Genomic DNA, 13698 nt, shown 5'->3' on the forward strand with positions numbered 1-13698 from the left:
GAGCCTAGCTCATTGTTACCTATACTCACAATGAACGGGGTCCTGATATCGTTCCCGCATGGACACCCCGGAAGCGCGCACCCCCGACTCCGACGGACTGCTCGCCGAGCAGCTGCTGCGCCTCACCCGCCGCCTGCACCGCATCCAGAAGCAGCACCTGGAGCCCGTCGGCATCACCCCCGCGCAGTCCCGGCTGCTCCGCACGGTCGCGCACTACGACCGGCCGCCCCGCATGGCGGACCTCGCCGCGCGCCTGGAGGTCGTCCCGCGCGCCGTGACCAGCCTGGTCGACGGGCTGGAGGCGGGCGGCCGGGTGCGCCGGGTCCCCGACCCGACCAACCGGCGGGTGATCCGGATCGAGCTCACCGACGCCGGCCGCGCCACGCTGCGCGAGCTGCGCAGCGCGCGCCGGGCCGCCGCAGAGGACATCCTTGCTCCATTGACCGGCGAGCAGCGCGACGTGCTCGGCGGCCTGCTGACCGCTCTGGTCGACCCGGCACCGGAGCGCTGCTGCTGAGGGGAGCCCGCCATGCCGCTGCCGGAGCCCGACCCGCCCCTCCTGCGCCCCGGCAGCCGTCGCGGACGCCCGGCCCCCGACCGGCTCCCGGACCTCCAGTCCCGCGGCACCCACGGTCCGCTCCGCGACGAGCTGACCGCCCTGCTCGGCGGCGACCCGCGCAAGGTGCTCGGCTCCGTCTCCGACCTGGTGCGGTACGCCTCCGACGCCAGCCCGTACCGGTTCGTGCCGCAGGTCGTCGTCGTCCCCGAGGACGTCGACGACGTCTCCGCCGTCCTGTCGTACGCCCACGGCAAGGGCCGCGAGGTCGTCTTCCGGGCGGCCGGGACGAGCCTGAACGGCCAGGCCCAGGGCGAGGACATCCTCGTGGACGTGCGCCGCCACTGGACCGGCGTCGAGGTCCTCGACGGCGGGGCGCGAGTGCGTGTCCGCCCCGGCACCACCGTCGCCCGGGTCAACGCGGCGCTCGCCCCGTACGGCCGCGTCCTCGGCCCGGACCCGGCCAGCGCCGCCGCCTGCACCGTCGGCGGGGTCGTCGCCAACAACGCCTCGGGCATGACCGCCGGCGTCACCAGGAACGCGTACCGGACGCTCGCCTCGCTCACCGTCGTGCTGCCGAGCGGCACGGTCGTCGACACCGCCGACCCGGCCGCCGACGAGGAGCTGGCCCGCGCGGAGCCGCGGCTGTGCGCGGGACTCCTGGCGATCAAGGCCGAGTTGGAGGCCGACCCGGAACTGGCCGCCCGGATCCGCGCCAAGCACGCCATCAAGAACACCCACGGCTACCGCCTGGACGCCTTCCTCGACGGCGACACGCCCGTGAGCATCCTGCGCGGGCTGATGGTCGGCTCCGAGGGCACCCTCGGCTTCATCGCCGAAGCCGTCCTCGACACCCTGCCGCTGGACCGCGCGACCACCGCCGCGCTGCTGTTCTTCCCCTCGCTGACCGCCGCGGCCGCGGCCGTGCCCCGCTTCACCGAGGCCGGCGCCCGGGCCGTCGAGCTCATGGACGGCAACACGCTGCGCGCCTGCGTGAAGGTCCCGGGCGTCCCTGCCGACTGGGCCCGACTGCCGAAGGACACGACGGCGCTGCTCGTCGAGTTCCGCGCCCCGGACGCGGCGGCCCTGGAGGCGTACGAGCGCGCCGCCGCGGAGATCCTGGCGGGCCTGGACCTGGTCGCGCCGGTCGCCTCGGCGGACCACGCGTTCACCCGCGACCCGGGCACGGTCGCCGGGTACTGGAAGGCCCGCACGGCGTTCGTCACCGCCGTCGGCGGCGCGCGCCCCTCCGGTACGACGCTGATCACCGAGGACTTCGCCGTCCCGCCCGAGCGGCTGGCCGAGGCCTGCGCGGCGCTGCTGGACCTCCAGGAACGGCACGGCTTCGACGCGGCCGTCGCCGGCCACGCGGCCCACGGCAACCTCCACTTCCTGCTCGCGTTCGACGCGGCCGACCCGGCGGACGTGGAGCGGTACGCGCGGTTCATGGCCGACTTCTGCAAGCTGACCGTGGAGCGCTTCGACGGCTCCCTCAAGGCCGAGCACGCCACGGGGCGGAACCTCGCCCCGTTCCTGGAGCTGGAGTGGGGCCCGGCCGCCACCGAACTGATGTGGCGCACCAAGCGTCTGATCGACCCGGACGGCGTGCTCGCCCCGCGCATCGTGCTCGACCGCGACCCAAGGGCGCATCTGCGCGGGCTGAAGACCCTGCCGAAGGTGGCGGCCGCCGTCGACCCGTGCATCGAGTGCGGCTTCTGCGAACCCGTCTGCCCCAGCCGCGACCTGACCACCACGCCCCGGCAACGGATCGTGCTGCTCAGGGAGTTGATGCGGCAGGCCGACGGGGCGCCGGTGGCGGAGAGCCTGCTCCGGTCGTACGGGTACGAGGCCGTGGACACCTGCGCCGCCGACTCCCTGTGCGCCTCGGCCTGTCCGGTGGGGATCGACACCGGGGCGCTGATGAAGGGCCTGCGGCACGAGTCGCACGCCCCGGCGCGGGAGCGGGCCGCCGCGTACGCGGCACGGCACTTCCGCGGCGTCGAGGCCGCCGCGCGGCTCGCGGTGGCGGCCGCGGCCCCGCTGGGCGACCGGTTCCTGGAATCCGTGACCGGCCTGGCCCGCCGGGCGCTGCGCCCCGAGCTGGTACCGGAGTGGCTGCCCGAACTGCCGGGCCCGGCGCCCCGGCGGCTGCCGCGCACGCACCGGCCGTCGGCGACCGCCGTGTACTACCCGGCGTGTGTGAACCGGATCTTCGGCGGCCCGGAGGACACGACGGAGCCCTCGCTGCCCGAGGCCGTCGTACGGCTGGCGGCGCGCGCGGGCCGGCCGGTGTGGATCCCCGACGACGTGGCGGGCACCTGCTGCGCCACGATCTGGCACTCCAAGGGGTACGAGCGGGGCGACGCGATCATGGCGAACCGGATCGTCGAAGCCGCCTGGGGCTGGACGGCCGGCGGCACGCTGCCGCTGGTCGTCGACGCCTCGTCCTGCGCGCTCGGGCTCGCGCGGCAGGTGGTGCCGTACCTCACCGACGCCAACCGGGAGCTGCACGCCGAACTGACGGTGGTCGACTCGCTCGTGTGGGCCGCGGACGAACTGCTCCCCCGGCTCACGGTGCGCCGCAGGCTCGGCTCTGCGGTGCTGCACCCGACCTGCTCGATGCGGCACCTGGGCGACGAGGACCGGCTCACGGCCCTGGCCGAGGCCGTCGCCGACGAGGTGGTCGTCCCGCTGGACGCGGGCTGCTGCGCGTTCGCCGGCGACCGCGGGCTGCTGCACAAGGAGCTGACGGAGTCGGCGACGGCCCGCGAGGCCGCCGAGGTCACGTCACGGGCGTACGACGCACACCTCTCGGCGAACCGGATGTGCGAGATCGGCATGGACCACGCGACCGGCCGGACGTACGGCTCGGTGCTCCTGGAACTGGAGCGCGCCACCCGCCCCTGAGCCCCGGCGGCCCGCACCCTCACGAGCCGGACGACGACCGGACGGCAACCGGACGCGAAGAGTCCAACCACCCCTCCCCATAAGTCCAAACGGCGCCCTTGCGCACCCCGAGCCCCAACGGCCAGGGTCCTGTGCGGGATTCATGAACCCACCATGCACGTACGGCAATCGGAGGTTCCATGAACGACAGCACACCCCCGCGCCCCAGCCGTCGCTCCGTCCTCAGAACCACCGGTGCGGCCGGAGCCGGGCTCGGACTCGGAATCGGCGCCTGGGGGGCGAACCCCGCCCTGGCCGCCGAGGCCGGGACCACCGCCGAAGCCGCCGGGACGCCGGCCGCGCCCCCGCCCCGCAGGGGCGCGACCATGGCCGGCGTCCCCTTCGAGCGCCGCAGCACCGTCCGCGTCGGCATCATCGGCCTCGGCAACCGCGGCGGCAGCATGATCGACCTCTTCCTCGCCCTGCCCTGGGTCCGTGTCGTCGCGATCTGCGACCCGGTGAAGGACAAGACCGCGCGCGCCGCCGCGAAGGTCGTCGCCGCCGGACAGCCCTCCCCCGCCGTGTACACGAACGGCGAGGAGGACTACGCGCGCCTGTGCGAGCGCGGCGACGTCGACTTCGTGTACGTGGCCACGCCGTGGGACCTCCACTTCGAGATGGCGCGGACGGCGATGCTCCACGGCAAGCACGTCGGCGTCGAGTGCCCGATCGCGATGCGGCTCGACCACCTGTGGGAGCTGGTGGACCTCTCCGAGCAGACCCGCCGGCACTGCATGCAGCTGGAGAACTGCTGCTACGGCCGCAACGAGATGCGGGTGCTGCGGATGGCGCACGCCGGCAAGTTCGGCGACCTGCTGCACGGCGCGGGCGCGTACAACCACGACCTGCGCGAGCTGATGTTCTCGCCGACGTACTACGAGGGCCCCTGGCGGCGGCTGTGGCACACCCGGCTCCGCGGCGACCTCTACCCGAACCACGGCTTCGGCCCGGTCGCCAATTACATGGACGTCAACCGGGGCGACCGCGTGGTCAGCATCAGCAGCTTCGGCACGCCCGCGCTCGGCCTCGCCCAGTACCGCGAGGAGCACATGCCGCCGGGCGACCCGAGCTGGAAGGAGACGTACATCGAGAGCGACCGGACGATCAGTCTGGTCCAGACGGCCAAGGGGCGCGTGATCCGCCTGGAGCACGACGTGTCCACCCCGCACCCGTACAGCCGGATCAACAGTCTCGGCGGGACGCGGGGCGTGTTCGAGGACTACCCGGCCCGGATCTACCTCGAGCCGGACCACAAGGGCCACCAGTGGGGCGACTTCGGCGCCTACGCGGCCGAGTTCGACCACTGGCTGTGGAAGGAACACGCCAATCCGCCGGGCGGGCACGGCGGCATGGACTACATCATGATCTTCCGGCTGATGCAGTGCATGCAGCTGGGCCTCGTCCCCGACTTCGACGTGTACGACGCGGCGACCTGGACCGCCCCGGTGCCGCTCAGCCATCTGTCGATCAAGGCCCAGGGCGCGCCGCAGCCGATCCCGGACTTCACGCGCGGCGAGTGGCGCAAGGCGCGGTCGGGCGTGGACTCGGCGAAGCCCGCGTAGGCGGACGCCCGCTCAGGCGGACGGGGTCCGGAGGCGTACGAGCCTCCGGACCCCGACGGCCGTTCAGCAGCGCCGCAGGTCCTCCACGAGCGTGCCCTGCACGGTCTTCAGGGAGCGGTCGTGGCAGCCGGCCGAGCCGTACACGCGGTAGCGCTCGGACGTCGTCCCGACCGCGTGCCGCTGGTCGCGCGGGACGCCCGTGGTGTACGTGGCGTCGCCCTCGTAGCGGTCGTCGAGCCGCTGCCAGGACAGCCGCTCGCCGCCGCGCAGGACGGTCGTGTCGGCCCGGTCGCCGAGGGTCAGCACGGTCCGCAGCCGGGCGTCCGCGCCGAGGGTGGTCTCGCCGTCCATGGTGTACGTCCGGTGGGTGCGGGTCGTGGTCCGGCCGACGGTGACGGACTCGTCGTCGGTCCAGCTCGCGGTGAGCGCGTCGAGGTTCTCGCCGTCCGTCCAGCGGTGGACGGAGGTGTTCGCGACGCTGCGGGTGACGGTGGTGGCGACCCGGCCGTGCGAGGTGTTCAGGTGGCCGGCGACGGTGAGCCGGTGGCCGCCGTCGGTGTCGAGCCGGTGCTCCGGACCGGCCGTGTGCACCGAGGAGTTGCGCGGCGCGGACTCCTCGTGCCGGTCCAGCGCGCCGGTCACCACGGAGCTGCCCTCGTCCTGCCAGAGCAGCAGGTTGGTCGGGGTGCTCCAGCCGGTCTGCCCGGCCGGGACGCCGGCGACGGAGACCTCGACGCGGTGCTCGCGGCCGTCGTTGAGCAGCGCCGCGAACGGGGTGAGGTCGTAGACGACCGGCTGGACGTCGAAGGCGCGCGGGCCGGGCGTGACGTACCAGAGGAAGGGGTTGGACCAGCCGCCGGTCCAGACGGTCGGGAAGGGGGCGGCGATGCCGGCGAGCCGGCCGTCCACGGAGATCCGCACCTCGCGGTACGGGCCGTCGTCGGCGTGGCAGGAGTACGGGGCGGCGGCGGGCGCCGTCATGTACCAGTACTCCTCGCAGCCGCCGCCGGAGCCGGTGGCGTACACCTCGGCGAGGATCCGCTCGGTGTTGCGCGGGGTGGTCACCCGGGAGTCCTGAAGCGGCAGGACCTTGTCGGGGGTGGCGGCGGGCCGGACGTTCCCCTGGGCGGCGTAGAAGGTGAGGGTGACCTTGACGTCGAGGACGCCGGTGTACGTCTCGTTGACGACGTTGCCGATGAGCATCTCGACGGGCTGGGGGCGGGCGAGGGTGTCGCGGTAGCGGGTGACGTCCTTCTCGACCGACCAGACGATGCCGTCGGGCGAGGGCTGCGGGGTGGAGGTGCGCAGGATCTCGACGCCGCCGACGCTGACATGGCCGAGGCGGTCGTACTGACGGCCCTTCACGTTGCCGTCCAGGCGCAGCACCACCTTGTTCCAGCGGGTGCCGCACTCCTTCGGCGGGGCGTAACTCCCGCGGTACGGGGTGAAGTCGCGGAACTGGGCCTGCGCCAGGGTGACCGTGCAGGACCGGGTGTCGGGCTTGGGGACGGGCGGCGCGGCCGTGATCGGATCGTGCCAGTCGCTGCCGAATTCGGCCGGTGGGGCGGGGGCCGCCGGGTCGTCGGCGGCGGCTGCAGGGACGGCCGAGAAGAGTGTGCCGGCCGCCAGCACCAGGCCGGTGATCATGCTCATGATCCTCTGAGGTCTCATGGCACGCGAGTGAAGCGCGGGAAGGGTGGTGCGGTCCAGAGGGCGGTGTGCGATCTTGGCGTGTTCTGCGCCGGGTTGCGGGAAAATCGTTTGCCGATCGCCGTCCCGGAAGGCGAACCTTGCACGGTTTGAGCCACCGGCTCGCCGTACCGCCCACCCCCACAGACAGCCTGGGACGTCATGCAGATCCGTGAACTTCCGTACGCCGATCCCGGGGTCCCCGATGTGCGCTCGGGCACGCGGTTCCTCCTCTGGCTCGGCCGCAACCAGCTGGGCGGGCAGGTGAAGGCGATGCTCTGGGGCCTGCTGCTCCAGCTCGCCATCGCCGCGCTGCCCCTCGGCGTCGGCCTCGCCGTGCAGGCCGTCATCGACGGCAGCGGCGGACGGCTCGCGCTCGCCGGCGGACTGATCGGCCTGCTCGGTCTCGCCCTCGCCGTGGGCGACATGATGCTCCACCGGGTCGCCGTCACGAACTGGATCACCGCCGCCGCCCGGGTGCAGCAGCTGCTGTCCCGGAAGACCGCCGAGCTCGGTTCGGTGCTCACCCGGCGGGTCGCGGCGGGCGAGGTCGTCGCGGTCTCCACGGGCGACGTCGAGAAGATCGGCTGGTTCGTCGAGGCGCTCTCCCGCTTCGCCGCCGCCGCGTTCACGCTCGTCCTGGTCTGCGTGGGCCTGGTGGTGTACCAGCCCGCGCTCGGCGTCGTCGTCGCCGCGGGCGTCCCGGTGCTCGCCCTGGCCGTGCTGCCGCTGCTGCCGCGCGCCACCCGGCGCGCCGACGAGCAGCGCGAGAAGGCGGGCCGGGCCACCGAACTGGCCTCGGACACCGTCGCGGGCCTGCGGGTGCTGCGCGGCATCGGCGGCGAGGAACTGTTCCTCGGCCGCTACCGGGCCGCCTCGCAGGAGGTCCGCCGGGCCGCCGTGCGCAGCGCCCGGATGTGGGCGCTGATCGCGGCCGTCCAGGTGGTGCTGCCGGGCGTGCTGCTGCTCGTGGTCGTCGCGTACGGGGCGCGGCTCGCGCTCGACGGGCGGATCACGGTCGGTGAACTGGTCACCGTGTACGGCATGGTGGCGCTCACGTACCAGCCGCTGCGGCACTTCGAGGAGATCGCGATGGCGTACTCCTTCTCCAAGCCGTCGGCGCGGCGGGCCGCCCGCGTGCTGGCGCTGGCCCGGACCACGACCACCGCCGAGACGCGCGCCGACACCACGGCGGCGTCCCTCGGGGGCGACCTGTACGACCCGGCCACCGGCGTCCTCGCCCCGGCCGGGCTGCTCACCGCCGTGGTGTGCGGCGACCCCGACGCGGCCGGGCGGCTCGCCGACCGGCTCGGCGGCCATCCGGCGGAGCCGGACGAGGCGCACGCCTCGGTGCTGCTCGGCGCGGTGCCGCTGGACGAACTGCTGCTGGACACCGCCCGCACCGCCGTCCTCGTCCAGGACAAGGACCCCGTGCTGCTCTCGGGCACGCTGGCGGAGCTCCTGGACGTGCCCTCCTCCGGGAAGGTCGCGGCCTCGGAGGCGCTGGAGGCGGCGCAGTGCGCCGATGTGCTGGACGCCCTGGCGCAGGCGTCGGCCGACGCCGACGGCGACCCGATGCGCACCCGGATCACCGAGCGCGGACGCTCGCTGTCCGGCGGGCAGCGGCAGCGGCTGGCGCTGGCCCGTTCGCTGGTCACCGACCCGGAGGTGCTGGTGCTCGACGAGCCGACCTCGGCGGTCGACTCGCACACCGAGTCCCGGATCGCGGCGGGCGTCGCCCGGCTGCGGGAGGGCCGCACGACGGTGGTCCTGGCCTCCTCGCCGCTGCTGCTCGACCGCGCGGACCGGGTCGTGCTGGTCCACGAGGGACAGACGGTGGCCGTGGGCACGCACCGCGAACTGCTGCGGACGGAGCCCCGGTACCGCGCCGTGGTCACCCGTGAGACGGACGAGGAACTCGCGGAACTGAAGGCGCTCGACGACGCACTGGAACTCGCGGAAGCGGAAGGGGAGTCGGCATGATCGGCATCGCCCCGCCGGAGTACGACCCGGCGAAACCGACCACGGCCACCACCCTCCCGGTCGGCACGCCGGCGACCGTACGCCAGTACGTGCGGGAGCTGCTGCGCCGGCACCGGCGGGCGTTCGTCCTGCTGGTCTGCGTGAACGCGGTGGCCGTGGTGGCCTCCATGGCGGGCCCGTACCTGCTCGGCGACCTCGTCGAGCGGCTGGCCGACGGGGCGCGCGAGCTCCGACTGCCGTACCTGGTCGGTCTGTTCGCGGCCGCGCTGGCGGTGCAGGCCGTGTTCGTGCGGCTGGTGCGGCTGCGCGGGGCGATGCTCGGCGAGGAGATGCTGGCCGACCTTCGCGAGGACTTCCTCGTGCGGGCGGTGGCGCTGCCGCCGAGCGTCCTGGAGCGGGCGGGGACGGGTGACCTGCTGTCCCGGATCACCACGGACGTCGACCGGCTGTCCAACGCGATGCGCGAGGCCGTGCCGCAACTGGCCATCGGCGTGGTGTGGGCGGGGCTGCTGATCGGCGGACTGACGCTGACCGCGCCGCCGCTGGCGCTCGCCGTGGTGATCGCCGCGCCGCTGCTGATCACCGGCTGCCGCTGGTACTTCCGGCGGGCCGGCGCGGCGTACCGCTCGGAGGCGGCCGGCTACGCGGCGGTCGCCGCCGCCCTGGCCGAGACCGTCGACGCGGGCCGCACGATCGAGGCGCACCGGCTCGGCGCGGGCCGGATCGCACTGTCGGACCGGCGGATCAAGGAGTGGACGGCCTGGGAGCGGTACACGCTGTTCCTGCGGAGCGTGCTCTTCCCGGTCGTCAATCTGACCCACATCGTGGTGCTCGCCTCGGTGCTGCTGATCGGCGGCTTCTTCGTCCTCGAGGGCTGGATGAACGTGGGCCAGCTGACCACCGGCGCGCTGCTCGCGCAGATGCTGGTGGACCCGGTCGGCATCGTGCTGCGCTGGTACGACGAATTGCAGGTGGCCCAGGTGTCGCTGGCCCGGCTGGTGGGCGTGCGCGACATCGAGCCGGACGCGGGCGACGCGGAGGTGCGTCCGAACGGCCGTGAGGTCCGCGCGGACGAGGTGCGCTTCGGCTACCGCGAGGGCGTCGACGTGCTGCACCGGGTGTCGCTGGACGTCGCCCCGGGCACCCGGCTCGCCCTGGTCGGCCCGTCGGGCGCCGGCAAGTCCACGCTGGGCCGGCTCCTGGCGGGCATCTACGCCCCGCGCACCGGCTCGGTCACGCTGGGCGCGGCCGAGCTGGCGCGGATGCCGGCCGAGCGGGTGCGGGAGCACGTGGCGCTGGTCAACCAGGAGCACCACGTCTTCGTCGGCTCGCTGCGGGACAACCTGCTCCTTGCGCGGACCGGGGCCGAGGACGCCGAGCTGTGGGCGGCGCTCGGCGCGGTCGACGCCGACGGCTGGGCGCGGGCGCTGGACGAGGGCCTCGACACGGAGGTCGGCTCGGGCGGCCTGGCGCTGAGCCCGGCGCAGGCCCAGCAGATCGCGCTGGCCCGGCTGGTCCTGGCGGACCCGCACACCCTGGTCCTCGACGAGGCGACGTCCCTGCTGGACCCGCGGGCCGCCCGCCATCTCGAACGGTCCCTGGCGCGCGTCCTGGACGGCCGTACGGTCGTCGCCATCGCCCACCGCCTCCACACCGCCCACGACGCCGACGTGATCGCCGTCGTCGAGGACGGCCGGGTCACCGAGCTCGGCAGCCACCACGAACTCGTGGCCGCCGACGGCGCGTACGCGGCGCTGTGGAGGTCCTGGCACGGCTGAGCGAACGGCCGCCGGCGGGTCTCCTACGCCGGCGGGGCGTAGGCCTGGCGCGAGGCGCAGGTCCAGATGACCGGGTGGACGCGGCCGGAGGCGTCGGCGGCGCTGCCGCCCACCCGGTCGCGGTCGTCCACCGCGTGCGCGCCGGACACGCCTCCCTCGGCGAGGCGGGGCAGGAGCAGGACGGGCCCGTCGCCCGGCCAGTACTGGGCCTGCACCGGCGGGGCCGTCTCCGGCGGCCACGGGCCGGTGATCGGGGAGTCCGCCGCGGTGCCGACGGCGACGCCGGTCGTCGGGCTGAGGTCGACCAGTTCGCCCGCGGTGCGGCCGCCCGCGGGCGCGAGGTGCCGCGGGTGCTCCGCGTACGGCGGGGTCCACAGCAGCCCCGAGGACTCCATGGCCCGCGAGTAGGTGAAGACGCCGACGATCCGGCCGCGCTCGTCGATCTCGCGCGGCTCGTACGTGGAGTACGTGTCCCCCGGGTACACCGGGGGAAGCTCGGCCGCCACCGACGTCGCGCCGGCGCTCCACGTCAGGGCCGCGAAGTAGTCGCCCGCGTACTCCTCGTTCCAGCCGTAGCCGTCGCCGACGATCTGCCCGGCGTCGTTGATCCCGCCGATCGCCCGCAGGCGGACGTGCGCGGGCACGGCGAGTTCGCGCCGCAGCGTGCGGCCCTGCCACTCGACGCCGACCACCCGGCCGTCCTCGAGCCGCTCCCCCACGATCCGCCCGGACGCGTTGAGGTCCCGCACGGTCCCGCCGCCGGGCAGCAGCGTGGCGGCGGGCGCGCCCGCACGGTAGCTGAACGCGGCCGGCGGCCGGCCGGGCGCGGTGAACGTGCCCGCCATCAGGCCGTGGCGGTTCACGGCGGCGACCGTGCCGCCGGTGTAGCCCGCGGGCAGCGGCACCTGCCGGATCCGGTCCCCGCGCCAGTAGACGGGCTTGCCCCCGGCCCTGCCCACGCTCAGGCCGCGCGGCCCGAGGCCGGTGACGGAGCCGCCGCCGGTGGGCGTCAGGGTGCGCAGCTTCTTGATCGACGGGACGCAGGGCTTCCCCGCGGCCTGGGCCGCCTGAGCGGCCCCCGCCGGTACGGCCACGGCCAGCGCGGCGAGCGCCGTGAGCGCCGCCGTGATCCCCCGCCGGGTGCCGTGTGCCTGTCGTGCTCTCCGTCCGTTCATGTGGACCCCCCAGTCCGACAGCCGGAAGCCGACGGGTTTCTGACGGCCCGTCGGCGTGCATGAGGAGACATCATGGACGGCGCGGGACGGTATGGCCAGACGGCACACGGCGCGACACAGGGGACGGCGCGGGACGGAACCGGCCACTCCGGGCCTCGCGCCCATGTACGGCGCCGCTCCCCGTGGACGGCGTCACCCCTGCGTCGGCGTCACTCCCCCGTCCGCGTCGCCAGGGCGCGGGCCTCCGTGGTCCGGGCGTGGTCCGGGCCGAGCACCGCCTCGCAGGACGCCAGCGCCCGCCCGGCCTCCTCGCGCGCCTCGGCCGCGCGGCCCAGGCCGAACAGGGCGCGGGCCACCGCGAGCTCGGTCAGGCCGGTGTCGGCGGCGTACGCGCCGGTGTCGTACAGCCGGGCGGCCTCGACCGCGGCCAGCGCCTCGGCGTGCCGGTCCTGACCGTCGAGCGCGCGGGCGAGCGAGGCGCCGAGGACCAGCAGGAACCTGGTCGCGCCGGCTGCCGTGGCGTGCCCGAGGGCCTCCCGGGCCACGACCTCGGCCTCCTGGTGGCGGCCGGCGCCGTTCAGGGCGTACACGAGCGCCGTCCGGGCCGCGAGCCACGGCATGACGGCGGCCGGCGCCGTCAGCCGGTCCGCGCGGCCCGCGGCCTCGTGGGCCTCCGCCGCGGCCTGCTCGTACCGCCCGGTCAGGCCGAGGGCGTGCGCGCGGTTGGTCCGCAGCTGGAGGGTCGCCAGGTCGTCGGGCCCGCAGATCCGGGTCAGCTCGGGCAGCAGTTCGTCGTACGCGGCGAGGGCCTCCTCGTGCCGGCCCCGCACGCTGCCGACCATCGCCGCGAGGCTCAGCGCCTGTACCCGCACGACGTCGTCCGCGAGGTGCCGGCGCGTCGCGGCGACCGCGCGGGCCTCGTCCTCCGCCTCGGCGAAGCGCCCGGCCGCGTGGAGCACCGCCACCAGGGCGAGCCGCGCCGCGGCCGTCACGGGGTGTGTCGCGCCGAGCGGGTGCCGGGCGTCGCGGATCACGGAGCGCAGGCCCTCCTCGGCCTCCGCGTGCCGCCCCTGGTCGATCAGCGCGTGGGCGGCCCGGATCCGGCGCTCCAGCACCTTCGGGCTCCGGGAGCCGGCTCCGCCGCGGAAGGCGTCGAGTATCCCCATGGCCCCTCCCCCTACAGGTAGCCGAGCGCGGACGCGCCGCCCACGCCGCCGAGCAGCATGAACACGGGCATGAGCACCTTCAGCTCCACCCAGGAACCGGCCCGGAACCGCATCGCCTTCGGCGGGCCGACCGGGTACCAGCGCTTGCGGCCGACCGGGATCGGCCACAGGATCGGGCAGCCGGAGACGGTCAGCGCGTCGCCGATGTCGTGCACGAGCGCGCCGAGCACGATCGGCAGGCCGAGCCACAGGTAGTCCTGACCGGCGAACAGCCAGTCGGCGCCGCTGCCGGGCTTGTCGAGCACGCCCGCGAGGATCCACGCGCTGGTCGCGCCCAGCAGCCACACCAGCACGTCGCTGGACATCCGGGCGGCCCGCCACAGGAGTCCCTCGACAGCCAGCACGAGGTGGACGAAGAGGATCGCGAGGACCGCCCAGCGGCCGCCGCCGACGGCCGCCGCGGAGGAACCCGCGCCGATCAGCACCGCCCAGACCCATGTGTGGGTCAGGGTGCGGTGACCGCCCGACCGGCGCGGGTCGGCCGTGGACCGGGTCGCCTTGTAGACCGCGTACGACAGCTTGTCGACGATCTCGCACAGGCCCTTCGAGACCGGCCCGAAGGCGCGCGAGATCGTCGCGGACTTGTGGTCGAGGTCCGGCGCGAGCGCCGCGCCCGCGCAGATGAGCGCCCCGACGACGAGCACCGGCCACGGCATCGGGTGCCCGAAGCCGGCCGCAGCCGCCCCGACGCCCAGCCAGGCCGCCGCTCCGGACAGCGAGTGCGCCGGTCCCATCATCGTCGTTCCCCGCCCCATTCGTCGTACGCCGGTGCCCAGTTGACGA

At 74.8% G+C, this 13698-nt stretch carries 9 protein-coding genes; 5 read left to right on the forward strand and 4 right to left on the reverse strand.

All coding sequences use genetic code 11. The features are described 5' to 3' along the window. The first annotated feature begins 58 nt into the window (after positions 1–58). From ACNJ93_RS03065 to ACNJ93_RS03075, 3 genes are all read left to right on the forward strand, one after another. A complete protein-coding gene (locus tag ACNJ93_RS03065) occupies positions 59–517 on the forward strand; it encodes a MarR family winged helix-turn-helix transcriptional regulator (protein ID WP_418955752.1) in 459 nt (152 codons plus the stop codon). 12 nt (positions 518–529) lie between these two features. Continuing rightward, positions 530–3463 carry an FAD-binding and (Fe-S)-binding domain-containing protein gene (locus ACNJ93_RS03070; RefSeq protein ID WP_418955753.1) on the forward strand — a complete coding sequence of 978 codons (2934 nt, stop codon included), beginning with the start codon at positions 530–532 and terminating at the stop codon, positions 3461–3463. A gap of 179 nt (positions 3464–3642) precedes the next feature. After that, the gene (locus ACNJ93_RS03075) at positions 3643–5064 is read left to right on the forward strand and encodes a Gfo/Idh/MocA family protein (RefSeq protein WP_418955754.1); all 1422 of its coding nucleotides are present in this window, start codon (positions 3643–3645) and stop codon (positions 5062–5064) included. Between the two features lie 63 nt (positions 5065–5127). Here the strand turns inward: ACNJ93_RS03075 and ACNJ93_RS03080 are convergent, their stop codons facing one another. Further along, positions 5128–6735 carry a peptide-N4-asparagine amidase gene (locus tag ACNJ93_RS03080; protein ID WP_418955755.1) on the reverse strand — a complete coding sequence of 536 codons (1608 nt, stop codon included), beginning with the start codon at positions 6733–6735 and terminating at the stop codon, positions 5128–5130. A gap of 180 nt (positions 6736–6915) precedes the next feature. On the opposite strand from ACNJ93_RS03080, the gene ACNJ93_RS03085 reads away from it, so the two are divergent. Together ACNJ93_RS03085 and ACNJ93_RS03090 are read left to right on the forward strand one after the other, a co-directional pair. Further along, complete coding sequence (locus tag ACNJ93_RS03085; protein ID WP_418955756.1) at positions 6916–8736, forward strand: ABC transporter transmembrane domain-containing protein; 1821 nt, start codon at positions 6916–6918, stop codon at positions 8734–8736. Further along, positions 8733–10514, forward strand: coding sequence for an ABC transporter ATP-binding protein (locus ACNJ93_RS03090; protein WP_418955757.1), 1782 nt, complete (start codon positions 8733–8735; stop codon positions 10512–10514). The genes ACNJ93_RS03085 and ACNJ93_RS03090 overlap by 4 nt, the downstream gene beginning before the upstream one ends. A 23-nt stretch (positions 10515–10537) precedes the next feature. On the opposite strand, the gene ACNJ93_RS03095 is transcribed toward ACNJ93_RS03090, so the two are convergent. From ACNJ93_RS03095 to ACNJ93_RS03105, 3 genes are all read right to left on the reverse strand, one after another. Beyond that, the gene (locus ACNJ93_RS03095) at positions 10538–11689 is read right to left on the reverse strand and encodes a hypothetical protein (RefSeq protein ID WP_418955758.1); all 1152 of its coding nucleotides are present in this window, start codon (positions 11687–11689) and stop codon (positions 10538–10540) included. A 209-nt stretch (positions 11690–11898) separates the two neighbouring features. Next, entirely contained in the window at positions 11899–12855 is a 957-nt protein-coding gene (locus ACNJ93_RS03100; protein ID WP_418955759.1) for a tetratricopeptide repeat protein, read from the reverse strand. Between the two features lie 11 nt (positions 12856–12866). Continuing rightward, positions 12867–13652 carry a metal-dependent hydrolase gene (locus tag ACNJ93_RS03105; RefSeq protein WP_418955760.1) on the reverse strand — a complete coding sequence of 262 codons (786 nt, stop codon included), beginning with the start codon at positions 13650–13652 and terminating at the stop codon, positions 12867–12869. Between the last annotated feature and the right edge of the window lie 46 nt (positions 13653–13698).

This window comes from Streptomyces tritici (assembly GCF_048500665.1).
Lineage (GTDB): Bacteria > Actinomycetota > Actinomycetes > Streptomycetales > Streptomycetaceae > Streptomyces > Streptomyces tritici.